25 protein-coding genes and 1 riboswitch are annotated in these 24802 nt (G+C 42.2%); of the genes, 17 read left to right on the forward strand and 8 right to left on the reverse strand.

Annotation, left to right across the window (positions count from 1 at the left end):
* Positions 1–157 precede the first annotated feature (157 nt).
* The 5 genes from E0H94_RS00250 (at position 158) to ftsW (ending at position 5275) form a co-directional block, all read left to right on the forward strand.
* Positions 158–421 (forward strand): FeoA family protein, encoded by a 264-nt coding sequence (locus tag E0H94_RS00250; RefSeq protein ID WP_131265343.1) that lies wholly within the window; start codon positions 158–160, stop codon positions 419–421.
* Positions 418–2274: a ferrous iron transporter B gene (gene feoB, locus E0H94_RS00255; protein WP_131324557.1), complete on the forward strand. Its 1857-nt coding sequence runs from the start codon at positions 418–420 to the stop codon at positions 2272–2274. The genes E0H94_RS00250 and feoB overlap by 4 nt, the downstream gene beginning before the upstream one ends.
* A 20-nt stretch (positions 2275–2294) precedes the next feature.
* Positions 2295–2549, forward strand: a complete 255-nt coding sequence (locus tag E0H94_RS00260) for a DUF6587 family protein (RefSeq protein WP_131324558.1) — start codon at positions 2295–2297, stop codon at positions 2547–2549.
* Between the two features lie 159 nt (positions 2550–2708).
* Positions 2709–4055 carry a UDP-N-acetylmuramoyl-L-alanine--D-glutamate ligase gene (gene murD / locus E0H94_RS00265; RefSeq protein WP_131324559.1) on the forward strand — a complete coding sequence of 449 codons (1347 nt, stop codon included), beginning with the start codon at positions 2709–2711 and terminating at the stop codon, positions 4053–4055.
* Between the two features lie 23 nt (positions 4056–4078).
* Positions 4079–5275 (forward strand): putative lipid II flippase FtsW, encoded by a 1197-nt coding sequence (ftsW, locus tag E0H94_RS00270; RefSeq protein ID WP_131324560.1) that lies wholly within the window; start codon positions 4079–4081, stop codon positions 5273–5275.
* A gap of 91 nt (positions 5276–5366) precedes the next feature.
* Here ftsW and gluQRS read toward each other — a convergent pair whose 3' ends face one another.
* The 6 genes from gluQRS to E0H94_RS00300 form a co-directional block, all read right to left on the reverse strand.
* Entirely contained in the window at positions 5367–6287 is a 921-nt protein-coding gene (gluQRS, locus tag E0H94_RS00275; RefSeq protein WP_171462026.1) for a tRNA glutamyl-Q(34) synthetase GluQRS, read from the reverse strand.
* 2 nt (positions 6288–6289) lie between these two features.
* The gene (gene dksA, locus E0H94_RS00280; RefSeq protein ID WP_131265337.1) at positions 6290–6817 is read right to left on the reverse strand and encodes an RNA polymerase-binding protein DksA; all 528 of its coding nucleotides are present in this window, start codon (positions 6815–6817) and stop codon (positions 6290–6292) included.
* 211 nt (positions 6818–7028) lie between these two features.
* Positions 7029–7838, reverse strand: a complete 810-nt coding sequence (cpdA, locus tag E0H94_RS00285) for a 3',5'-cyclic-AMP phosphodiesterase (RefSeq protein ID WP_131324562.1) — start codon at positions 7836–7838, stop codon at positions 7029–7031.
* A 10-nt stretch (positions 7839–7848) separates the two neighbouring features.
* Entirely contained in the window at positions 7849–8469 is a 621-nt protein-coding gene (locus tag E0H94_RS00290) for an NUDIX domain-containing protein (protein ID WP_131324563.1), read from the reverse strand.
* 75 nt (positions 8470–8544) lie between these two features.
* Entirely contained in the window at positions 8545–10440 is a 1896-nt protein-coding gene (gene thiC / locus E0H94_RS00295) for a phosphomethylpyrimidine synthase ThiC (RefSeq protein WP_131324564.1), read from the reverse strand.
* Between the two features lie 108 nt (positions 10441–10548).
* Positions 10549–10667: riboswitch (TPP riboswitch) on the reverse strand.
* A gap of 117 nt (positions 10668–10784) precedes the next feature.
* Positions 10785–11840 (reverse strand): hypothetical protein, encoded by a 1056-nt coding sequence (locus tag E0H94_RS00300; protein ID WP_171462027.1) that lies wholly within the window; start codon positions 11838–11840, stop codon positions 10785–10787.
* Between the two features lie 249 nt (positions 11841–12089).
* On the opposite strand from E0H94_RS00300, the gene E0H94_RS00305 reads away from it, so the two are divergent.
* Both E0H94_RS00305 and phoU read left to right on the forward strand, forming a co-directional pair.
* Entirely contained in the window at positions 12090–13412 is a 1323-nt protein-coding gene (locus E0H94_RS00305; protein WP_131324565.1) for a TolC family outer membrane protein, read from the forward strand.
* Positions 13413–13520: 108 nt separating this feature from the next.
* The gene (gene phoU, locus E0H94_RS00310; RefSeq protein WP_016168465.1) at positions 13521–14243 is read left to right on the forward strand and encodes a phosphate signaling complex protein PhoU; all 723 of its coding nucleotides are present in this window, start codon (positions 13521–13523) and stop codon (positions 14241–14243) included.
* A gap of 428 nt (positions 14244–14671) precedes the next feature.
* Here the strand turns inward: phoU and E0H94_RS00315 are convergent, their stop codons facing one another.
* Positions 14672–14944 (reverse strand): oxidative damage protection protein, encoded by a 273-nt coding sequence (locus E0H94_RS00315; RefSeq protein WP_131265331.1) that lies wholly within the window; start codon positions 14942–14944, stop codon positions 14672–14674.
* 11 nt (positions 14945–14955) lie between these two features.
* The gene (argH, locus tag E0H94_RS00320) at positions 14956–16386 is read right to left on the reverse strand and encodes an argininosuccinate lyase (RefSeq protein WP_171462028.1); all 1431 of its coding nucleotides are present in this window, start codon (positions 16384–16386) and stop codon (positions 14956–14958) included.
* On the opposite strand from argH, the gene E0H94_RS00325 reads away from it, so the two are divergent.
* The 10 genes from E0H94_RS00325 to E0H94_RS00370 all read left to right on the forward strand — a co-directional run bounded on the left by E0H94_RS00325 (position 16377) and on the right by E0H94_RS00370 (position 24787).
* Positions 16377–17498 (forward strand): sensor histidine kinase, encoded by a 1122-nt coding sequence (locus tag E0H94_RS00325; protein ID WP_131324566.1) that lies wholly within the window; start codon positions 16377–16379, stop codon positions 17496–17498. The genes argH and E0H94_RS00325 overlap by 10 nt on opposite strands.
* Before the next feature lie 56 nt (positions 17499–17554).
* Complete coding sequence (locus E0H94_RS00330; RefSeq protein ID WP_131324567.1) at positions 17555–18292, forward strand: LytR/AlgR family response regulator transcription factor; 738 nt, start codon at positions 17555–17557, stop codon at positions 18290–18292.
* 105 nt (positions 18293–18397) lie between these two features.
* Positions 18398–19315 (forward strand): hydroxymethylbilane synthase, encoded by a 918-nt coding sequence (gene hemC / locus E0H94_RS00335; RefSeq protein ID WP_131324568.1) that lies wholly within the window; start codon positions 18398–18400, stop codon positions 19313–19315.
* A 3-nt stretch (positions 19316–19318) separates the two neighbouring features.
* Entirely contained in the window at positions 19319–20098 is a 780-nt protein-coding gene (locus E0H94_RS00340) for a uroporphyrinogen-III synthase (RefSeq protein ID WP_131324569.1), read from the forward strand.
* Complete coding sequence (locus E0H94_RS00345) at positions 20095–20946, forward strand: hypothetical protein (protein WP_131324570.1); 852 nt, start codon at positions 20095–20097, stop codon at positions 20944–20946. The genes E0H94_RS00340 and E0H94_RS00345 overlap by 4 nt, the downstream gene beginning before the upstream one ends.
* A gap of 1 nt (position 20947) precedes the next feature.
* Positions 20948–22141: a heme biosynthesis protein HemY gene (locus E0H94_RS00350; protein WP_131324571.1), complete on the forward strand. Its 1194-nt coding sequence runs from the start codon at positions 20948–20950 to the stop codon at positions 22139–22141.
* 8 nt (positions 22142–22149) lie between these two features.
* The gene (locus E0H94_RS00355) at positions 22150–22578 is read left to right on the forward strand and encodes an acyl-CoA thioesterase (RefSeq protein ID WP_131324572.1); all 429 of its coding nucleotides are present in this window, start codon (positions 22150–22152) and stop codon (positions 22576–22578) included.
* A 152-nt stretch (positions 22579–22730) separates the two neighbouring features.
* Complete coding sequence (locus E0H94_RS00360; protein WP_116763490.1) at positions 22731–23057, forward strand: H-NS family nucleoid-associated regulatory protein; 327 nt, start codon at positions 22731–22733, stop codon at positions 23055–23057.
* Positions 23058–23222: 165 nt separating this feature from the next.
* Positions 23223–23966: a type II secretion system protein N gene (gene gspN, locus E0H94_RS00365; RefSeq protein WP_131324573.1), complete on the forward strand. Its 744-nt coding sequence runs from the start codon at positions 23223–23225 to the stop codon at positions 23964–23966.
* Positions 23966–24787, forward strand: coding sequence for a type II secretion system protein N (locus tag E0H94_RS00370; RefSeq protein ID WP_131324574.1), 822 nt, complete (start codon positions 23966–23968; stop codon positions 24785–24787). The genes gspN and E0H94_RS00370 overlap by 1 nt, the downstream gene beginning before the upstream one ends.
* The last annotated feature ends 15 nt before the right edge of the window (positions 24788–24802 follow it).

Consider the following 24802-nt stretch of genomic DNA (forward strand, 5'->3'; position numbering starts at 1 on the left):
CAGGAAACCGATTTAGATCGCCCATCTTAACTAATTTTACAACATTTTTCTGGGTGGAGCTTGTGGTATAAAGTGAATGCGAATAGGAATCTAACCTTATTTGGTAATTATTCTCATTTGCTTGTATACTACAGAAAATATTTTAGGGTTTAGTGCGGTGCTTTTATCTGATTTGAAAGTCAAGCAAACAGCCATTATTCGTAACGTCAAACGTCATGTGGATGGTAATGCAGCTCAGACTGACCTAATAGCCAGTCGTTTGGAAACTTTAGGTTTTGTGCCTGGTACTTCCGTTCAGGTGGTGACAAAAGGTATTTTTGGTGGCGATCCGATTTTAATTCAGGTTGGATTTACCCGTTTCGCACTAAGAAAAGCTGAAGCAGAAAAAATTGAAATTGAGATGGAAGGAGCACCTGCATGAGTGATGCGTTGCGTATTGCCCTTGTCGGGAATCCTAACTGCGGTAAAACCTCTTTATTTAACCATTTAACAGGAACCCGCCAGAAAGTTGCCAACTATGCTGGGGTAACGGTAGAACGTAAAATGGGACAGTTCTCCTTGCCTTCTGGGAAAGCTGTTCGGGTTTTGGATTTACCTGGAACCTATAGTTTAGATGCAACCAGCCCTGACGAAGCCATCACCCGTGATGTGGTTCAGGGAAAAATTGCAGAAGAAGGGCATCAGGATGCATTTTTATGTGTGGTAGATGCCACCAACTTAAAACTGCATTTAGGTTTAGTGCTGGAAATGATTGAGCTGGGGCGCCCAATTCTATTGGTTCTGAACATGATGGACGAAGCACGCCGTCGTGGGATGCAGATCAATACCCAGAGATTATCTGAACGTTTGGGTATTCCTGTCGCTGAAACCGTTGCTGTGCGTAATGCAGGCATCGAAAATTTATTGAATGCTTTAGATCAAGCCAAATATGCCGTGCCCCATACAGAACTGAGTGGTTTAAAAGGTTCGCATCACCAAAAAATCGCTACGATTTTGCATGATGTCGTTCAGTATGCAGACCAAGAAGATAAACGCTCCGATTTTCTCGATCGAATTTTCTTACATCCTGTATTCGGCTTGGTCATGCTCGCTGTGATGATGTTTGTGGTTTTCCAAGCGGTTTTTGCTTGGGCAGCCCCATTTATGGATGGGATCGAAAGCTTATTTGGCTGGCTGGGTGAAGTGATTGGCGCATCCATTTCGCAACCGTTATTACATAGTCTGGTGGTGGACGGAATTATTGCGGGTGCGGGCGGCGTCGTGGTGTTTTTGCCCCAGATTATTATTCTGTTCTTCTTTATTTTGGTTTTGGAAGAATCTGGCTATTTACCTCGTGCAGCGTTCTTACTGGATAAACTGATGTTTAAAGCAGGCCTGAGTGGTCGAGCTTTTATTCCTTTGTTGTCTAGCTTTGCCTGTGCGGTTCCTGGAATTATGGCAACCCGTAGTATCAGTGACCCACGTGATCGTTTAACCACAATTTTTGTGGCACCCCTAATGACCTGTTCGGCACGTCTGCCTGTATATGCCTTGTTAATTGCAGCGTTTATTCCTGCACAAACAGTGTGGGGGATTTTTAATTTACAAGGTTTGGTGCTGTTTGCTTTGTATATGGCAGGCATTGTCAGTGCATTGATTGTTTCATTTGTATTGAAATTTTTCCAGAAAGATAAATCGCAACATGCGTTGCTGATGGAGCTGCCAAGTTACCGTTTTCCTGACCTAAAAAGTGTCGGTATTGGTTTGTTGGATCGTACCAAGATATTTTTGAAGCGCGTTGGTGGCATTATCTTTGCCCTTTCGGTGTTGCTCTGGTTCTTGTGTACTTTCCCGCAACCGCCAGTAGGCGCGACTATGCCTGATATCGATTATTCCTTTGCAGGGATGTTGGGGCATATCATGCAACCAATTTTTGCGCCATTAGGTTTTAACTGGCAGATTTGTATTGCATTAATTCCAGCTATGGCAGCGCGAGAGGTTGTAGTTGCGGCTTTGGGTACTGTTTATGCTTTATCTGCGGTGAATGATGATGCGATGTCGCAAGGCTTGGCCGCCATCATTAGTGGTAATAGTGATTTAGGTTGGTCTTTGGCAACAGGTTTATCTTTATTGGTCTGGTTTATTTATGCGCCACATTGTTTAGCGACTTTAGCGACTGTACGTCGTGAAACAGGTTCATGGAAAACCGTGAGCTTTATGACTGCGTATTTGTTTGGCCTAGCGTATTTGATGTCATTCCTGACGTATCAAATTGCCTCGCACTATTTCGGTTAATCTGCAAGGAGACTCTGAACATGGTTGAAATTCTGATTGTTGCAGCCTTGGTGCTGTGGAGTACAGTGGTGGTGTTTAAGAAAGTGTTTCCGAAGACAGCCAATAAAACTTTTGGCGCATTGGCTGGATTTACGGAAAAGCAGGGTTGGAACACGCTATCTAAATGGCTCAAGCCTGCACCAGTTGCAGGTTGTAGTGGCGGTTGTGGCTGTAGTCAAGAGGATGCACCCAGCGCAAATAAAACTGCTGAGATTCAAGCCGTGAAGTGGAAATAAGCAATTTTTCCCTAATCCCGCAAAAGCCGTCAGATTCGACGGCTTTTTTACGCGCTGACACAAAAAAACAGAGAGAAAGTCAAAACAGAAAAAGCATTCAAAACAGCAAAGTGCTAACATTTTGTCAGTTTTACCAATCAACCAAAACATGGGGCAAAAATGTTAATACAGCGTGGTGGATTAAAAGTCGTTGCAGGGCTGGGAATTTCAGGTGTTGCAGCAGTAAATTTCTTACATGAAAAGGGCTACCGCGTTGCAGTAACAGATTCACGAGCCACCCCTCCGGGACATGACCAGATTCCTGCCGATGTACAAACCAGTTTTGGTCAATTGGATCAAGAACTCTTATTACAAGCCGAAGAAATTATTGTGAGTCCTGGTTTAGATCTCAAGCTTCCAGAACTTCAAGCGGCCTTTGCACAGCACATTCCAGTAGTGAGTGAAATTCAGGTGTTACGTCGTAGCACCGATAAACCGATTGTGGCAATTACTGGCTCGAATGCTAAAAGTACAGTCACTACTTTAATGGGGTTAATGGCGCAAGAAGCAGGCAAGAAAGTCGCAGTTGGAGGGAATTTAGGACGACCAGCACTGGATTTAACCAAGGATGATCCAGAACTATATATTCTAGAATTATCGAGCTTCCAACTCGAAACTACATCGAATTTAAATGCAGCGGTTGCTGTAGTCCTGAATATGAGTGAAGACCATCTAGACCGTCATGGGGATATGTGGGGCTATCATCAAGCCAAACACCGCATTTTCCAAGGTGTGAAAAAAGTGGTGTATAACCGTGATGATTCATTGACGCGTCCTTTGGTCCCCGATGTAACGCCATTGCAGAGTTTTGGTCTGAATGCACCAGACCTGAATCAATATGGCATTCTAAAAGATGCGGACGGTACGATATGGTTGGCACGTGGTCGTGAGCGCTTATTGAAAAGTTCGGACATGTATATTCAAGGCACGCACAATGTTGCTAATGCACTTGCATGTTTAGCCTTGGGCGAAGCGATTGGCTTACCACTCGAATCGATGCTGAATACTTTGAAGCATTTTAAAGGTTTGGAACATCGTTGTGAGTTTGTGAAAGAAGTGAATCAAGTCCGCTACTATAATGACTCTAAAGGCACCAATATTGGCGCAACTTTGGCGGCGATTGATGGTTTAGGGGCAGCGATTGAAGCTCAGCAAGGTAAGGTGGCAATTATTTTGGGTGGACAAGGGAAAGGACAAGACTTTACCGCTTTGAAAGATTCACTGACAAAATACGCGAAACTGGCAGTGCTGATTGGAGAAGATGCCAATCTGATTGAGCAGGCGATTGCAGGAACTACAACAATGTTGCATGCTGCAACACTCAAACAAGCGGTAGAATTATGCCAAGCACATACGCAGCCACACGATGTAGTGTTATTGTCTCCTGCATGTGCAAGTTTTGATATGTTCAAAAGTTATGGTGATCGTGGTCATCAGTTTGTCGATTGTGTGAATGCTCTAACTTAAAAGAATGATAAGGAGAGAGTTGTATGGCGAGTTTAGCTCAGACAACGATCAATAAAGTTCAGCAAGTCTATCAACGTATCAGCCCGCAAATTCCTGCCGAATTTACGGCACGAAATGTTCTGATTTTTTGTGTCATTGCTTTGCTGTGTTTAGGTTCTATTATGGTGGCTTCGGCTTCCATGCCTTATGCCGATCGAATGCTGGAGAATCCTTTCCATTATGTGGTACGGCATGCCATTTCAATTGTGGTGGCTGGCATCGCTGCATTTTTGGCCTATCGGGTTTCCTTGAATATATGGTTCAACAATACCTTTCCTCTGTGGCTCATCACCATCGTATTGCTCGCTGCTGTATTGGTGATCGGGACGGAGGTGAATGGTTCGACACGTTGGATTCGTATTGCAGGCTTTACGCTACAAGCCACGGAAGTTGCCAAAGTCATGATGGCCATTTTCACGGCAGACTATGTGGTGCGCCGTGCGGCAGAAGTCCGGAACACTGTGAAAGGTTTGGTGCGACTTGCGGCAATTATGATTTTAACGGTTGGTTTGATTATTGCGGAACCCGATTTGGGGGCAACAGTGGTCATTGTGCTGATGATGTTGGGTGTGTTCTTTTTAGCAGGTGCACCTGTAATTCAGTTTGGTATCGCCCTTGGTGCGATTCTAACCGCCTTCTTCTTTCTCATTGTATTTGAACCCTACCGTTTTGAACGTTTGATGTCATTCTCTAATCCTTGGAACGATCCTTTAGGTGCAGGTTATCAGCTTTCTAATGCGCTGATGGCCTTTGGTCGTGGAGAATGGGCAGGGGTTGGCTTAGGTCATAGTATTCAAAAAATGTCGTATTTACCCGAAGCCCATACCGACTTTATGTTGGCGGTGCTGGGAGAGGAGTTTGGCTTTTTAGGTATTACAGTGGTGTTGCTGCTGTCTTTTGGCATGTTGGTGTGCTGTATTAAAATTGGTCATCGTGCGCTACGCAATCAATATCTACGTGCAGGTTATTTGGCCTATGGCATCAGTATTATCTTCTTGCTGCAAATCTTGGTGAATGCGGGCATGAATATGGGCATGCTACCGACCAAGGGTTTAACGTTACCTTTTATTAGTTATGGTGGCTCGTCTTTAATTATGTGTGCAGTCATGATCAGCTTAATTCTGAAAATTGATGCAACCACGCAAGACATTAACCCAAGTAAAGAAGAATCAAGTTTCTAAGCCTATTGGGCGTGTGCCTAATTAAGCACATATATTTTAATTGGAAAACCTCTTGTCTAATCAGATGAGAGGTTTTTTATTATCTCTAGATCTAGAGATAGTGTCCTTCCAATTCGATACAGTGAGGAATCAGGTCGGTATTCCACTGCGCCACAGCCTGTTGCAGCATGATTTCAGGGTGGTCTATATCTACTGCTGGCTGATGCAGAGCGTGTAGCGCCTGTTGTAATAGTTCAGGTGCTTGCTTCGGGTCTAAGGCTTGTGCAAGGTTTTGTTTTGACAATTTTTGCCCTTGAGCATTCATTGCGAGAGGCAGATGCATATAGCTCAATGTTGGATAACTCAGCAGTTGTGCGAGCCAAATTTGCCGTTCGGTATTATCCAGTAAATCTGCACCGCGAACGACATGAGTGATACCTTGCAAATAATCATCAACTACGACCGCTAATTGGTAATTGATGATGCCATCACGACGTTTTAACACAAAATCACCCAAATCTTTTTTTAGATTGGAACAATGTTGACCTTGGAGGCGGTCTTGAAAGCAGATGGGTTGATCTTCGACTTTAACACGAATGGCTTGTTGTTCAAACGCCAGACCTAAATTACGACAAGTCCCTGCATAGATGTGATTAGAACCGAGCATTTTTCGGGTGCAGGCACAGGCATAGACTTGACCCGCAACGTGTAACTGATCAATCACCGCTTCATAAAGGGCTAGGCGATCTTTCTGGAAAATAATTTCGGCATCGGGGTAAAGCTGGAAGGCATCTAGGCATTCGAGAATATGTTGTTCACTGCCAGGATAAATACGCGGAATGTCGGTATCTTCGATACGAACGTACCACTGTCCCTGTTGTGCCTTGGCATCGCAATAACTCGCAACGGCTGTGAGTAGTGAGCCAAAATGTAAAGGGCCGGTTGGCGATGGCGCAAACCGACCCACATAAGCCATCCTGTTGTCCCCCTTCTGTTGTAAGGAAGGGGTTAGGGGAGGATTATTGAATAACATACTTACCCGTTGTTTTGCTTCTCTTTGATTTCAGCCAAAGTTTTGCAATCGATACAAAGCGTCGCGGTTGGGCGTGCTTCTAAACGGCGTAAACCAATTTCGATACCACATGTTTCGCAGAAACCGTAATCATCATTCTTGATTGCTTCAATCGATTGTTCAATTTTACGAATCAATTTGCGCTCACGGTCACGTGTTCTCAGTTCAATTGCAAATTCTTCTTCTTGCGTTGCACGGTCATTAACGTCAGGCAATGCTGTATTTTCATCTTGCATGGTGTTGAGGGTACGATCCACTTCAGACATGAGCTCTTTTTTCCACGCCAATAAAATCAGGCGGAAGTGTTCAAGCTGTCCTTCAGACATGTATTCTTCATTCTTTTTTGGCTGATAAGGTTCAATACCAAATAAGCTTGCAGTAGAACCACCTTCAGTTGCCTTCGGCTTTGCTTTACGTACGCGCTTGGTAGATTTGTCATCTACAACATCTGTATGTTCATCCAAGACTTGGGTTTGGTTATCATTCGCCATATAGGGCATTCCTCATCATATACGTACATCTATACGCAAAAAATATGGTGATATGCAAGTGTTTTTATCTACCGCCCTTGCGGAGATTGTTCCACAGGGGCCGTCATCATATAGACTTTTTTCAATTCTGGATAGTCTTTGATGTTTCGATTTAAGCTATCACCTTTTATTTAGCAGCCATAACATAATGGAAATAAAATGAAATGAAAAGTTAGTAGCCTGTAATTTCAATATTTATTTTTTTCTGTATAGGCTGCGTACGATGCACTTGAGTTGTAAACTGGCCATTGGCTTTTAATTGTACGACGCGATAGCCGGGGGCTTCATCGTCGAGCGCAAAATCATCACTATGGGGTTTAAATTGTACACAGGTAGAAGGAGTAGATAAAAAGTGGATGCCATGCCATTGATTTTCCGAAGCTTGATGCACATGACCACATAATACCAATTTGACATTCGAGTGCTTAGCCAAAATGTCGGTCAGGTGCTCGGTGTTTTTCAGAATATGTTGATCTATCCAACGGGACTGCATTTCAAAAGGATGGTGATGGCAGGCAATTAAAATGGATTGCTCAGCATGAAGACTGAGAATTTGATCCAGTTGTTTGAGTTGTTCGGTATCAATCCAGCCATCAATTTTTCCTTTGACGGCACTATTGAGCAGCACCAAACACCAATTTCCTATAGGAATAGCATGGACTTTGTTTTGTTGGTCATGAAATGGAAAGAATTCCTCACTATCATGGTTGCCGGGCACTTGGTAGTATTGTAACCCCGTGGTTTGCATAAAGTCGAGATAGCGTTGATAGGTTTCAGACACAGGAATCTGCGCCAAATCACCTGTATGAATCAGCGCGTGTGCGTGTGGATATTCATGTTGAATTTGAGCTATCACACGATGAAAACTTTGCTCAGGATTCATATGCACAAATTCTAAATCATCCTGATTCATTAAATGTGTATCTGAAATTTGTATGATGGTCCAGCTTTGCTGTTGATCATGTGGTTGTTTTAAAGTCATGTCCTTCCCCTTAGACATTCCTTATAGTTTTAATGTGTTGTTCTAACCATTGCAATGCCATAATGACAGGTGAATTTCTGAGCCGACCATTGGTCAGTAGACTACGTATATCAGCATAATTAAGAATATGTAATTGAATATTCTCGCCTTCGTCAGCAACTCCGAATATTCCGCCTTGCTCAGGGAGTTCTGCTTCTGCACTATATAGATGAAAAAGTTCGGCGCATGCTCCAGCAGAAGGATAAAAACTGAATAGGTGCTGTAACTGTTGCAACTCACAGCCTGATTCTTCAAGGCTTTCACGTCGTATACAGCTTTCAGGCGATTCATCGCCATCGAGTACACCGGCAATAATTTCAAGTTGCCATGGTGAATCTTGGTCATCCATTGCACCAATACGAAACTGTTCAATTAAAGCGAATTTTTGTTGATGATCATTATAAATTAAAACCCCTGCAGCTTCAGGACGTTGAATTAATTCCCGATGAATAACAGAGGTGTATTGGCTTTGTTGAAATAAACGATGTTTGAGACTGACTTTTTCAACCTGAATAAAGCCGCGAAATAAATATTCTCGAGAAAGAATGTCTACTTCGTCGCTATTATACGTTGCTCGTTTAATAATATTCATAAAGCTCGGTCAGGATGAAAATGACTATTTCATCCTAACGGAGTTTTTTCTGAACACCAATATTTTTTTAGCTAATTACACTTTGTGGTACAATTTTTGACCATGTTCGTGGTAGGCATTTTTCATGGCTTGCAGACCAGATTCTACTTCTGAATCAACTGTTTCTGCTACTGAGGCATTTTTTTGATTTTGCGCATAATCTCGCACATTCTGGGTGATTTTCATGGAGCAGAATTTTGGTCCACACATCGAGCAGAAATGGGCAGATTTATGCGCTTCTTTTGGCATGGTTTCATCGTGCATGCTGCGCGCAGTATCTGGGTCTAAAGCCAAGTTGAATTGATCTTCCCAACGGAATTCAAAACGTGCTTTAGACAAAGCATTGTCACGGGCTTGGGCACCAGGGTGACCTTTGGCCAAATCCGCAGCATGTGCCGCAATCTTATAGGTGATAATGCCATCTTTAACATCTTTCTTATTGGGTAAGCCTAGATGTTCTTTCGGTGTGACATAGCACAACATGGCGGTGCCGTACCAACCAATCATGGCCGCACCAATTGCAGAGGTAATATGGTCGTAACCCGGGGCAATATCAGTCGTGAGTGGGCCAAGCGTATAGAACGGTGCTTCTTTACAGACTTCTAATTGCAGATCCATATTTTCTTTAATCATGTGCATTGGCACATGTCCTGGACCTTCAATCATCACCTGTACATCATGTTCCCATGCGCGATGCGTCAATTCACCTAGGGTTTTCAGTTCACTGAACTGTGCTTCGTCATTGGCATCTTGTACGCAACCTGGACGTAAGCCATCGCCTAAACTGAATGAAACGTCATAGGCTTTCATGATTTCGCAGATTTCATCGAAATGCGTGTACAAGAAATTTTCTTGATGATGGGCCAAGCACCACTGCGCCATAATTGAACCGCCACGTGACACAATGCCCGTTAAACGATTGGCGGTCATTGGCACATAGCGCAGTAACACACCCGCATGAATGGTGAAATAGTCTACCCCTTGTTCTGCTTGTTCAATCAGGGTGTCTTTAAAGATTTCCCAAGTTAAATCTTCGGCAACACCGTCGACTTTTTCCAGTGCTTGATAGATTGGAACCGTACCGATAGGAACAGGTGAATTACGGATAATCCATTCACGGGTTTCATGAATGTTTTTACCTGTGGATAAGTCCATGATGGTATCGGCACCCCAACGGGTTGCCCAGGTCATTTTTGCCACTTCTTCATCAATGCTAGAACCTAGTGCCGAGTTCCCAATATTGGCATTAATTTTCACCAAGAAATTACGTCCAATAATCATGGGTTCAATTTCAGGATGGTTAATATTGGCCGGAATAATGGCACGACCCGCTGCAATTTCTTGACGGACAAATTCTGGGGTAATTTCACGTAGATTTTGTGCCCCGAAGTTTTGTCCTGCATGTTGACGCATATCCACGCCTTCACGTTGGCGCTGATTTTCACGAATTGCAATATATTCCATTTCGGGCGTAATGATGCCTTGCTTGGCATAATGCATTTGCGTGACATTTTTGCCTGTTTTGGCACGACGTGGGTTTTGAATATGGGCAAAACGGATATCGGCTGTACGAATATCTTTTAGGCGTTCTTGACCAAATTTTGAAGTCAGACTGGTAAGAGCTTCCGTATCGTCACGTTCTTCAATCCAAGTTTGACGTACCCAAGGGAGACCTTTATTCAGATCAATTGAAACATTCGGGTCGGTATAGACGCCAGAGGTGTCATACACGCGTAAAGGCAGATTGTGTTCACCACCTAAACCCGTTGGGGTATCGGTTAGGCTGATTTCACGGAAGGGCACACGAATATCAGGGCGTGAGCCTTCAATATAGACTTTGTTTGAAGCAGGTAAAATTCGAGTTAAATCTTTTGCGTCTTGCTCATGTTGAGCTGAAACTTCAGCAGGGGAAAGATTCGTTAATTGGTTCATAGCATGATCCTTATGAATGACATCAACGAATCAAGCACGACCAAAACTTGGCTGGTCTTCTGGTTTAAATTCTAGTAGTAAATTCACCAGATAGACGGAGGGCGACAGTTTTAGGGAGCGCTTGATTCCTACGCAGGTGTTAACCTGATCAGGTTCAACGGTACTTGTGCTCATGTTTAGAACTACACAATCTCAGCGAGGGATTACTCGCGCTCCGTCAAGCTAGGACAAATGGTAGCATGCAATCTGGGAAATGCCCATGTATATTTCATGACATTCGTCAGCAAGAAAAAGGACTTATTATTGGCGTGGCTTGTATGAAAAAGAATGAAAAATAGTGCAGATTATTTTGCTGGTGCTAGACAAATGGCATCCCTGAAACAGTCACGAGGCGAACGTGTATTCAGCTCAGGTAGATCTAAAAATTGATCCAATTGTTTTAACGTCTGTAAATTGCTTTGCCCAGATTGTTTTTGCTGCGGGCTCAGTTGCACAGGCATTTGGGCGTTGCGTTGTTGTTCTGATAATTCTAAAAATTGCAGGAAGCGTTGTGCTTGCCAAGACAGATGGGAGTGTTTGAGTTTCGCCAGTTTTTTAATCTCAAAGAGACTGCTACTGTTAATGGCATTTTGATCGTTATAACTTTCTGAGACGGGAGAGTTATTCATGCCTTTAAATAAGAAATGCGTGTACATCTGTAAGAGATATTCTGCGTCATGTCGATAGCTACTGCGTGGATATTGTTGTAGATAATTTTCCCAGAATAAGGCGCGGATAACGATTTCTTGAGGGTCAATAGTAAGTGCGCCATCAAGAAAAGGTACTTGTGTATTTTGTTGTGCCAGTTCAGTCATAAAGGCTTTTTCTGCTTCGGGCATATATGGTGCAAAGACAATCGCTAAATATTGCGGGCTACGACGGTAAGCGAGCATTCCTTCGCCTTGGTCCATTAATTCAATATAGGCCTGTCCTTGATGCTTTATCAGATATTGGTCACGCAAAGAGAATTGTTCAAAATGACTTTGTTGAATGGTTGGGTGTTGTGCCATATCAAACGCATATTGCTCAAAAGCCAATTGCTGTTGGGGAGTGCGTTCCACTTGCAAAAAGTTGTCGTACATGGTGCCAGAAAGCTCCATCAACTCTTTTTGTTCACGCAGTTTCAAAAGGGGGAGGCAGACTTTTAAATCTTGATTAATTTCTTCGAGGGCAAAAGTAGTCCTTTGATTATTAATTTCTAACATACTTTTTTTCAAGTTTTTGCACATTTCAGTTAAATCAACGGCAATTTCTTGTTGTTGCTTGGGCGGTTGTTCTTGAGCAACTTGAGATTCTGGTTGCTGGCAACCCAAAAGCAAGATGCTACACAACAAAGCAAAACAGGGTTTGAATAAAAGCATAAACTTGAATTTCACAGCTCTTAGAATGTAAATCTAAAAGATAAGCAGGGAGAAAGTCTTATTTTAAGCCGAAATATTGCTTTAGGTTTGTACTATTGTGAGGGAGTTTGGTTACTAAGCCAGAGCTGTTTTAGCCGATGATTACGGTTAAAACCCGTGCAAAATTGCATTGATCACGTTAATTTAGCAGAGTTTGTAGGGTCTTATGACTGTACATACAATGTGAAACGGTTTGAATCAGGGATAAGAATGAAGAAACTTTGGTTGCTCGGTTTGTCTTTAAGCTTCTGCATGGCGAAAGCACATGCTTTGGATTTGGTACAAGCCTATACAAGGGCGCAACAGACCGATCCAAATTGGCAAGCAAATAAGCTGCAATACGAAGCAGATCAGCTCAATTTAGGCATTGCCAAAGGCAATTTATTACCGACGATCACGATTTCGGCCAGTAGTACCCGAAAATCACAGCAGAATGTTGATACATCGCAATCTTCCTTAGAGATTCCTTCGGCCACCACCACTCATCAGGTTGCCGTTACTGCCCGACAGCCTTTGTTTCGTTGGGATGCATGGGAAGGTTTTAAACAGGTCGAGACGTCGGTCAATTTAAGTGAAGTCACCTTAAAATTACAGCAACAACAGCATATTTTAACGGTGGCAGAAAGTTATTTTGATGTGTTGCGTCAGCAAAGTTTAACGCAAGCATATTTACAAGAAGAACAAGCTCTGTTGCAGCAATTGAATATGATGAATGCCAAGTTGCGTGAAGGTTTGGTGGCTAAAAGTGATGTCAGTGAAGCGCAAGCACAGTATCAGAATGCACGAGCAAACCGTATTGCAACCCAAGTGCAATTGTTATTGGCACAAGAACAGTTACAACAATTGATCGGTCCTTATCGAGACAAGCTTGCGGTTATTCGGGATGATTTTATCTATCAAAAACCCCAGCCTGCTCAACTTGCCGCATGGGGAGATTTGGCCCGCAACCATAATTTAGAAATACAGCAAGCACGCTTACAACAACGCTATGCCGAAGATCAAAAACGAGTGGAAAAAGCTGCACGCTATCCGCAGCTCGAAGCTGTCGGGACCTATGGTTATAATCAGCATCAGCCTTCAAGTGTGCTGTCAAATGACGGTCAATTTGACCAGATTGGCATTGAAATGAACTGGAATGCCTTTACGGGTGGACGAACACAGCGTTCTATTCAAAAAGCAGCGGTGAATGTGCGTAAATCTGAAGCACAATTAGATGCTGCCATTCGTAAAGCGCAAACTGAGGTGAAGAAAGCGTATTATCAGGTGGAAACCGATCAAGCCAAACTCGAAGCACGGCAAGCCGCTATGCAATCTTCCCAAGTGGTGTCAGAGGCCTCTCAGGCACAATATCAGGAAGGTTTAAAAACCATGGTCGACGTGTTGCTGGCACAGCGCAATGCATTTTCAACCAAACAAGACTATGTAAATGCTAAATATGACTATGTGTTGAATGTGTTGCGATTAAAAGCAGCCGTTGGACAATTGAATGAACAAGCGTTACAGCAAATGAATGTCTGGTTGGTCGAAAAATAATGAGAAACACTGGTGTTGATTTTCTGTTGTCATGAAATGTTCATAATAGGTATGCTTTAATATTGAGCGAAAGCGTTTGTCTTTAACCGCTGTTGTGGAGTGTTGATTTTGAGTCCAAGTAACCCTGTTTTAAACCATCATATTTCTTCACAATTTAATGAAGATTTGCAGGCTGTAAATACCAAGTTTATGACCATGGGTGGCTTGGTTGAACAACAAGTGGCAAATGCAATCCACGCTTTACTTGATACAGATGCGAACTTAGCCATTGATGTGCAATATCAAGACAATACCGTCAATCGTTATGAGCGTGAAATTGATGAAGCCCTGACGTTAATTTTAGCGCGTCGTCATCCAGCAGCGATTGATTTACGTATGGTGATTGCCATGAGTAAAGCCAATACCGATTTAGAACGTATTGGGGATGAAGCGGCAAAAATCGCCCGCATTGCACAGAGCCTTTGTGAAGAAGGCGGTTCACCGCGCGGTTATATGGAAACCCGTCATATCGGCAATCAAGTCCGTGTCATGATTCATGATGCCTTGGATGCCTTTGCACGTTTAGATGTGGATCAGGCGTTACGAGTTATGTTGGCGGATGCAGATATTGACCGTGAATACCAGTCGGCAACGCGTACCTTAATGACTTATATGATTGAAGATCCACGTCATATTTCTCGTGTGATTAACGTGATGTGGGTTTTGCGTTCTTTAGAGCGTATTGGTGATCATGCCCGCAATATTTCTGAGCAAGTAATTTATATGGTCAAAGGTTTAGATGTTCGGCACACCAGTGTGGCTGAAATTGAAGAAAAAGTTCAAGAGCGTTAAGTTTTACTTCATATTAAAGTAATTCAATCGTTTAGTCGCGAGTTGCTAAAGACTTATGTAGAACCTACATAAGTCTTTTTTATTGTATTCAGGGTGACCGAAGTTGCAGAGCAAGTTAAAAAAAATCCCAGATTTTGGGGGAAATCTGGGAATAAAATAAATAGGGGGATATTATTTTAATATTCAGAGATGTCTCCATCTCTATAATTGTCATTATAGTGAGATGCTGCACATGACTCATGTAGGATATTGTGTGCAAATGTAGCCTTATTTATGAATATGTAGTTTTTTATATCTCAAACCTTGAAATCAAATAAGCCATCCCAAAGCTTAATTTTAATATTGAAGAGTCTGATAAAATTCAATGATATAAGGTAAAAAGACCAGCTCAATTGGCTGGTCTTTTCATTTTTAAAGGTTCAAAATGCTTAAGCTTCTGGTTTCCAGCCTTCGGCAGTTTCAATACTGCTGTCATTGCTAAAAAACTTCTCACGCTGTTCTTCTAAAAACTTCTTGGCTTCAGGTTCAAACACATTTAAACGCTTTTCATTGATTAGCGTTGTTTGGTGTTTTAACCATTCTTGCCATGCTTGTTTAGAAATATTGTTGAAGAACTCTTCGCCTTTGACACCAGGAAATGGCGCAAAGTCTAAGCCTTCCATCTCTTTTTGATACTTACGGCAGAATATTTGTCGAGACATGGTGAACCTTCTTAAGCGTAAAGTTTTTCTAAACGAACATGGGCGCGAGCAATCGCAGCTTCGACTTGCGCGGGTGCGGTACCACCAATGTGGTTACGTGCATTCACTGATGCTTCTAAAGTGAGTGCTTTTTCAAAAACATCGGCTTGAATGAGGTCGGAGAACTGTTGAAGTTGCTCAAGTGTCAATTCAGATAAATCTTTTCCTTCTTGTACCCCTAGTGCAACGGCTTTACCGACAATTTCGTGCGCATCACGGAATGCCACGCCATTTTTCACAAGGTAGTCTGCTAAGTCAGTCGCAGTTGAGAAACCGCGAAGAGCTGCTTCACGCATAATCTCAATGTTTGGAACCAATGCAGGAATCATGTCAGCAAATGCCATGAGTGAACCACGTACGGTATCAATCGCGTCAAATAAAGGTTCTTTATCTTCCTGATTGTCTTTGTTATATGCCAAAGGTTGACCTTTCATGAGGGTCAGCAAGCTCATTAAGTCGCCATACACACGACCTGTTTTGCCACGAACCAATTCAGGCACATCTGGGTTTTTCTTCTGCGGCATAATGGAAGAGCCTGTACAGAAGCGGTCAGGAATGTTGACGAATTTGAACTGAGCAGAAGTCCATAAAATCAATTCTTCTGACATACGAGATAAGTGCATCATAATCAGTGATGCTGCAGCGTTGAATTCAATTCCGAAATCACGATCCGAGACGGCATCAAGTGAGTTTTCAGAAACAGCTTCAAAACCAAGTAATTCAGCCGTATAAGCACGGTCGATTGGGTAAGTTGTTCCTGCAAGTGCAGCCGAACCCAACGGCATACGATTCACACGTTTACGGCAGTCAATTAAACGCTCAGAGTCACGCACCAACATTTCAAACCATGCCAATAAGTGATGCCCAAAAGTCACGGGTTGAGCCGTTTGTAGATGGGTAAAGCCCGGCATAATTGTGCCCGTATTTTTTACGGCTAAAGACAGAATGCCTTTTTGCAGTTTAGCCAAGAGTTCTAAAATGGCATCAATTTCATCACGCACATAAAGACGAATATCGGTGGCAACTTGGTCATTACGGCTACGACCTGTATGTAGTTTTTTACCTGCAATACCAATACGTTGTGTCAAACGCGACTCAATGTTCATATGCACATCTTCTAAGTCGATACGCCATTCAAATTGACCAGCTTCAATTTCGGCCTGAATGGTACGGAGACCTTCGGTAATGGCATCGCGTTCAGATTCAGTTAGTACCCCAACTTTTGCTAACATAGTTGCATGGGCAATTGAGCCTGCAATATCTTGTTTATAAAAGCGTTGGTCAAATTGCACAGATGCGGTAAATTCTGCAACAAACGCGTCAGTCGCTTCAGTAAAACGACCGCCCCACATGCCAGAAGTCTGGGCTTGTGACGGATTAGAGGAATTAGAAGATGTGGTCATGTCGGCTCAGTAAAATAAAAAATCGGCAAATTAAACAGAGTATAGCAAATTCAAAAGCAGTTGCCGAAGCCCCAGCATCCTATTCTTATTTTTTTAGTACGGCGGGACGCTGGCAAAATTTAGTCGAGCTGTGTATTGCAGGCAATATTTTAGCTATTTTGTTGGCTTTGGCCGAAGCTCATTCATGGCAAGCCTTGAGTGGAACCCAAGTGCTGTTGTTTATGCTGTATATCAATTGGGTGTTGCTGTGCTTTACGGCAATTGTTGAGCGTCTACAGCCGCGCCTAGAACATTGGGGTTTGGTTTCAATGTTGCTGTTGGGGTTTGTGATCTTACAAAGCACCATTTTTTGTACCAGCTTGATTCTCAATATTTTTGTTTTTTTTGGGCAAAACTTTAGCTTTAAAGGTTTGGATCTTTCGACAGCATTACACGGTGTGGTGCTGCATTTGAGTTATGGGGGATTGCTGGGAGCATTTTGCTTTCGATATCTGTATATCCGAGAACAATGGATGCGACAGCAACATAGTGAACTGCATGCACGTATTCAGGCGATGCAAGCCCGAATTCATCCGCATTTTTTATTCAATAGCTTAAATAGCGCCATCAGTTTAATTGTTGTTGATCCTGATAAAGCCGAGCAAATGCTGTTAGATTTATCGCGTTTATTTCGTGCCAGTTTCCAAGAATTAAAGCTGGTGAAGTTGCAAGATGAAATTGAATTGTGCCAACGCTATTTAGCGATTGAGCAGATTCGCCTAGGAAATCGATTACAGGTCGAGTGGAAATTTGTGCATCCTGAATTATTTTCACAGGTCCAAATCCCGTTGCTCACTTTGCAACCTTTGCTAGAAAATAGTATTTTTCATGGGGTTGAGAGGACGTTATCAACCAGTATAGTGAGTGTATTGGTCGAAATTACACAAAATCAAGTCAATATCGTCATTACAAACCCGTACACACAGGATAAAATAAATTTACGACAAGGACATGGTATTGCCATTGATAATGTAAAACAGCGTCTCATGGCGTATTATGGGCGCGCAGTCATCTTCCGAACTTTTGCAGGGGATGGGATGTATACCACTGTGGTGCAATACCCGTATAAATAAAACAGTGGCGGTTAACTTATAAAAATAATCCACGTTAACTGAACGAAGGAGAAATAATGGACATCCTGATTTGTGATGATGAGCCACTTGCAGTAGAGCGTTTATCCAGATTAGTCACGCAAATGGGGCATCAGGTTATTGCAACAGCGGCTTATGGTCAGCAAGCAATTGAAATGGTGCAATTTTATCAACCCGATGTGGTGCTTTTAGATATACAAATGCCAGAAATGGATGGTTTAACCTGTGCGCAATATTTGCGTCAGATGGAGCCATCACCAGCCATCGTATTTTGTACGGCTTACGACCAACACGCCTTGGATGCGTTTAAATCGCATGCCGAGGGCTATTTGCTAAAACCGATTATGCAACAGGAATTGCAACAGGTTTTAGACCAACTGACCAAACTCACGCAAGCGCAAATGAGTAACCTAAAACAAAAAGAAGATATGGATAATCAAGCACAACGCCATCAAATTGCGGCGAAGACCTATCGTGGGGTAGAACTGGTTCCCATAGAAAATATTTTTTATTTTTTAGCGGATCAAAAATATGTCACGGTACGTCATAAAAATGGCAGTGTACTGATTGATGAGACTCTGAAGGACTTAGAGCTGGAATTTGGTGAACAGTTTATTCGTATTCATCGCAATGCTTTGGTTTCGGTGCATTATCTTGAAGGACTAGAAGTGATTAACTCTGGACAATACCAAGTGCGTTGCCGTGAATTGGACGAGCGTTTATCTGTGAGTCGACGTCATTTACCAAATTTACGCGAACGAATTCATAAACTTTGAAGCCAAATGGATGATTTCATGCAGTGAGCTGGTAATTCTGCTTGTATTTTAAAGTCAGCCAGTTAAGTTTAGAATAACTGACCTTATTCAATGTATCTAAAATTTATGAAAACTTTGAAGATTGCAACACGCCAAAGTCCCCTTGCTTTATGGCAGGCAGAATTTATTCGTTCCTGTTTGGAAGAACGCAATGCTGATTTGAAGGTGGAGTTGGTTACGTTTGTCACTCAAGGCGATAAAATTTTAGATACGCCGTTGGCGAAAATTGGCGGGAAAGGCTTGTTTGTGAAGGAGTTGGAAGCTGCACTGTTGGATGGTCGAGCTGATTTGGCGGTACATTCTATGAAGGATGTCCCTATGGCACTTCCAGAAGGTTTAAGCTTGGCAGTGATTTGTGAGCGTGAAGATCCATTTGATGCTTTTGTTTCAAACCACTATGCAAATTTTAACGATTTGCCACAGGGTGCTAAAGTAGGAACATCAAGCTTGCGCCGTAAATGCCAAATTTTAAAGCAGCGCCCAGATCTTGAAATTATTGATTTACGCGGTAACGTCGGAACCCGCCTATCGAAATTAGATGCAGGTTTATATGATGCCATCATTCTAGCCAGTGCAGGACTTAAGCGTTTAGGGCTTTCAGAACGCATTCGTCATAGCTTGCCAGCTAGCGTTAGTTTGCCAGCAGTTGGACAAGGAGCATTGGGGTTGGAATGTCGAGAACATGATCAACAGGTTTTAGATTTAATCCAACCTTTGTTGCATATCGAAACTTCGGCGTGTGTTCGTGCTGAACGTGCCTTTAATGCTTATTTGGAAGGTGGTTGTCAGGTGCCAATTGCAGGTTATGCCACTTTACATGCAGACCAGTTGCATATTGAAGGGCGTGTCGGCAGTGTCGATGGTGTAACTTTATTGGTCGCTGAATTACGTGGACCAGTGGTAGAAGCCGAGCAGTTAGGCGAAGCTTTGGCACAACAACTACTTGAGTTAGGTGCAGGAGAGCTGCTCCAAGCGTTGCATTAATTCATGTTATTTATTAATACCCGCCCGAACACTCGCGCGACCGAGCTCAGCTTAAACATCCAACAGGCAGGTATTCAAGTCTTGGAGCTTCCATTGTTGGTGTTGGAGCCGTGTGCATGGTCATTAGAATTGCAGGATTTGTATCAGCAGTTACCCAAGGCGACCTGTATTGTGGTGGTGAGTCCTTCGGCGGTTGAATTTGGAATGCAGGGCTTAAAGCAAAGTGGTGTGTCACTACAAGCCTTGAGTAAAGTGCAGTGGATTGCAGTCGGTGAAAAAACGGCACAAGCACTGGCCCAATATGGCTTAGCTAGTCATGTGCCCGAGGTTGAAACATCAGAGGGGATGTTGCAGATTCCATTGTTGCAAGATCTGCCTCCATCTGCTTGTGTGGCTTTTTGGCGAGGACAAGGTGGGCGTCAATTTATGATGGAGACTTTGCAACAGCAAGGTGTCTCTGTTTTAAATTTTATTTTGTATCAACGGTATTGCCCAGCACAGACGATTCAAAATTTTGATCAAGTTGTCGTACAGTTGCAACAACATCAGCATTATAGTGTGCTGATTAGCAGTGAAGCCAGTTGGTTAAACTGGTTGGCGTTGATGCAAACGCATACAGAGTTGCTTGCACGGGGGCATTTTATGGTGTTGGGTAAGCGACTGTATCAATTGCTGTTAAATACCCAGCGACAACAGCATTTACCATTTCATCTCCATCAATTATCTGATTTAAATACAGCAACAATATTGCAATGCCTTCAAGCGATGCCGAGAAATGCATGAAAAAGTTTTTAATTGTTTTAATTTTGGTCTGTGTGGCATGGATTGCCAAATTAAGCTATGACATTTTTCAGTTCAATCAAACGCAAGTTGCAATGCAGGATACGTTACAGCAGCTCGAAACCCATAGTGCCAATCTGAATGATCAAATTGTTGCTTTGCAGCGTCAAACCCCAAAACCACCTGAGTCAAACGCATCGAATGTGACAACTACGGGCACGGGCGTGCAGGCATCGACTACAACATTGCAGGTCGATCCTATGGTTTTGATTCGCCAGCAACTCGACTTGGTTGATTTTGCTTTGCAGCAACAGCAATATCATTTTGCTTTGGAAAAGTTGGCACAACTGAATATCAATATTGAGCAATATGCTTTGGCACCGAGTTTGAAACAAAGCTTGCATCAGGTGATGGGCAAAGATCAACAATTGATACAGCAAACGGTACAAGCACGTACCGAGCAGCAGCAACAAATTCAACAACTATTACAACAAGTAGATGTGGTATTAACATCAGAAATTAAACAAGCTCAGATGAAACCGGTCAGTGAGGGAGATCGTCCTTTCTGGCAACGTTGGTTTGAGTTACAACCAGCCAAGCAACCAGCCACACAACTGATGCAGCGTGCGATCATTCTGAAAGAAGTACAGTTGCGCCTCTTGGTTGCGCGTGAGGCATTAAGTCGGGGGCAGTACTTAGAATATCAAAAGGATTTGGCGGAAATTATCCAAATTTTATCGGCTTTACCTGATGCGCAAGCACAAAAACTGCGTAAGCAAGTGGAGAAGATTAAAGGGTTTAATATTATTCCGATGCCAGTTTTAAATACACGTGCAATGCTAGGATCTTAATATGAAGCAGATTCTTTTAGCCTATGCTTTTATATGCCTGATTGTGATTGCTGTGATTAGTGTGTTGAGTTACGGTTTTGGTGCAGGCTATGTTTATGTGTATTGGCGCGAATGGCAATTGCAGAGTAATGTCTGGTTCATGTTTGTGCTTTTGGCTGTGCTGGGCTTTATTTTTCAGTTGGTTTGGTTGTTGCTAAAACGCTATTTTTCTCGCGCGCAAAGAAAACAAACCGAAATCTATGACTTCAAAACCTTGCATCCTTATGAGCAATTGGCCGTCATTTGGTTGTTAGATGCGGGTCGGGAACAACAGCAATTTATTCAAAATGCATTTACCCAGTCTGGTTTGTTGCGTGGTGTGATTGATTCAAGGCTGTATTTAATGCAGCAGGAATATCCACAAGCATTGTCCGTTTTAAGTCAGAGTCATGCCATGGCATTTGAATTGGCTGAAATTCAACGGATTCAGGTTTATTTGGCACAGCAAGATGGTGAGCAAGCACTGACACATCTTGAATTTTTAACACAACATGAATTATCCCCTTGGTTAAAGGATGTGCAAGCGGCGTATGAGCAACGTTTGACCGAGCTGTGGGGGGTGTTTGCAGTGCAGTTTCCGTGGTTGTATTTACGTTCTATGCAATATGGACATTTAGATGAAGCCACCAAACAAGCATGGTTAGAGCAACTTTTACAACAGTTTGACCAAGCCAGTGCCGAAAACTTGCAAGATTTGCAACAACGTTATTTAGATTTGTCGGCTGAAATCGAAACCCGTAGCTATCACATTAAGATGCTGTGGTTAAAATTATTATCGCGTTTACCTGACTTAAGTCAGCAGCATGAAACTTTGGCTTTACATTTACTCGATCAACAGTTTAATGCTGAGGTGTTTTATTCGTGGTTCCAACAACAATTGTTGAAGCAGGTGCCAAATTATAGCGACGTAGAACAACATATTCAGGATTGGGAGTTGAAATATCCATCTTTACCTGTTTTGACCTTTGCAAAATGGCATGTCTACGAAGCGACTGATCGGTTAAATAAAGCAGATGCATTATTAACTTTATATCCTGATAATGTGCTCATGAATTATTTAAGGATTAAATCGACGTTGAAAAATCGGGAAGATTTGATTCATCAGTTAAATTTGATCTTTGAAAATAATGCGAATTTTATGAAAATTAAGATTTAAGGGAATATATGTCGTTATTCAATGAATATCCAATCGTGTATGAGCAAAATGTTGCATGGGGGGATATGGATGCTTTTGGGCATGTAAATAATGTGATGTATTATCGTTATATTGAAAGCGCACGTATTCAATATTTTGATGCATTAAATATATTTGAGCAAAGTGTATTGACGGTTGTTGCATCAAATCAGTGCAAATATTTACGACCTGTATTTTATCCAGACCAACTCAAAGTTGCTGTTCGTGTAGATGAATTACGGAATAGTGCAATGCGCATGAGTTATCTATTATTTAGTACGGCACAAGATGCGGTGGTTGCAATGGCAGAAGCGGTGATAGTTTGTGTTGATCAAGACAATATGCAAAAAACCGCAATCCCTGATGATATTCGTGAGAAGATTCTCAAAATGGAACAGCGTGTTGGACATTTAATTTAATTTTTGATCATTATTTTAATATTAGATTATGAAAACCTGTATTAACTGTTGAAATCTTGTAGTGAATTTAAATATAAGTATTGAATAATCGAATTAATAAAAATATGATAATCTCGTGTGTAAGAAATTAAATCGTATTTAATGGAGTTAATATGATGCCGGACATTAGTAATTTATCTGTAGAAGAGTTAAAGCGTTTACAAGTAGAAGCGGAAGCCTTAATCGTTTCTAAAAAAGACCAAGCAATTGAAGATGCATATACTCAGATTATGGATATTGCTGATAAAGTGGGTTTGAGTATTGAGCAAATCTTAGAGTTTGGCGCAACTAAACGTAAGAAAAGTACTCGTAAGTCTGTAGAGCCACGTTATCGCAATAAATCAGATGCATCAGAAACTTGGACTGGTCGTGGTAAACAACCACGCTGGTTAGTGGCTGAATTGGAAAAAGGCGCAAAACTTGAGGATTTTCTCATCTAGCCTTCATGAGATTGTCATGCAATCTGATTAAATTATTTAAACCAAGCAAAACTGCTTGGTTTTTTTATATCGATGAATTGGCGATGATAAAAAAGTGTGCATAATGGGTGACAAAGATAAAATACATATTTAGGGAATAAAAATAGTGATGTTGGTTGTGTTGGGATGACAAAAAAAAATAAGCACCTCGCATGGTGGATTTTTGCGTTAAGTACATTTTTATTTTTTGTAGTGCTGCAAATTCCTGCAGCATGGCTCATTTCTAAATTTTATAAAAATAATCAAGTTTTACAAAATGTTAGTGGTAATATTTGGCAAGGGCAGGCGGATTGGCATCAAGGTGGTTTAAAAGGCTCATTGAATTGGAAGGTGCGCCCTTTAGATTTATTGTTGCTTCGTTTAGGTGCTCAGGTGGATGTCCACAGCGGGCGTACCCAATTGCAAGGCACTGTGGGATATGGTTTGGGTCAACGTTGGACGGTGAAAGCAGTATCTGGTGAAATTGCCCCAGAAACATTAAAACGGATTGCTGATTGGCAATGGCCCAGTAATCCGATTCAAGTTCAAGATCTACAGTTTAAATATCAAAAAGAACAAGGCTTTCAACAAGCAGAGGGTATCGTGCAGTGGCTTGGCGGTGAGCTGACGTATAGCTTTGCGCAACGCCAAGAGCAAATGCATATTCCTTCATTAAAAGGAAGCTTCAGTGATCGAGATCAAGTGTTGATGGTTGATGTACGAGATCAGCGTGATCAAAAAATGATAAACCTGCTTTTGGATAAGAATTTCATGCTGGATGTGCAGATGACTCAACGCATGTTGATGAATGTGCCGTCATATCAAGGTAAAGCAGGTTTAGATACCTATGTCGTGAGTTCTCGTCAGCCCCTGTTGAAAGGGGGGATGTAATGAGATCGGTCAAAGAGAAGTTACAGTATTTGAATGGTGCACAATTCAATCGTTTTGCACCGTGGCTATTGGCAGCATTATTGACATATTTAAGCTGGAAATTGGCCAGTATATTGTGGTTGTGGGTTGCTCCGCCAATGCCTATGCAATTAGAACGTGTAGAGTTAGGTTCACAGCAACCTCAAGTTCCCAATATTTCGGCATTTTCTTTATTTCAGGAAAATAATGTTTCGAGTGGTGCAACGCTTGCCAATTTTGTTCTACAAGGGGTGGTGGTGTCCTATCCGAGTCAATATTCCTCTGCAGTCATTAAAGTCAATGAGGTGGCTGACCGTTATCGGGTCGGGGAAACACTAGCAGGCACAGCTTATCAATTGGCCGAGGTGTATTGGGATCATGTGGTATTACGTGACTCCACAGGACAAAGCCAACAAGTTGCATTTAATCGAATTGCCAATGGTTTAAATCAACCGATTGTTCCACCTGCAGCATCGCTGCCGACGGCAAATTCATCGCAATCGACTCAAAATGCTTTGGGGCAGGCAGTGCAACAAATGCAGCAAAATCGTGACCAGTTTTTGGCTGATATGGGGGTGGGTGCAGCGAAGGGTGAAGGCTATGAGGTCACCAGTAAAACGCCTTCAGCTTTACGGAATACGCTTGGATTACAACCTGGAGACCGAATTTTGTCCTTAAATGGTCAAAGTGTGGGGCAGGGACAGAATGATGCACAATTACTTGAACGGGCTAAACAAGCAGGCCAAGTCAAACTTGAAATAAAACGTGGTGATCAGGTGATGACCATACAACAAAATTTTTAAATGATGAGAAATCGC

The organism is Acinetobacter sp. ANC 4173 (genome assembly GCF_004331255.1).
Lineage (GTDB): Bacteria > Pseudomonadota > Gammaproteobacteria > Pseudomonadales > Moraxellaceae > Acinetobacter.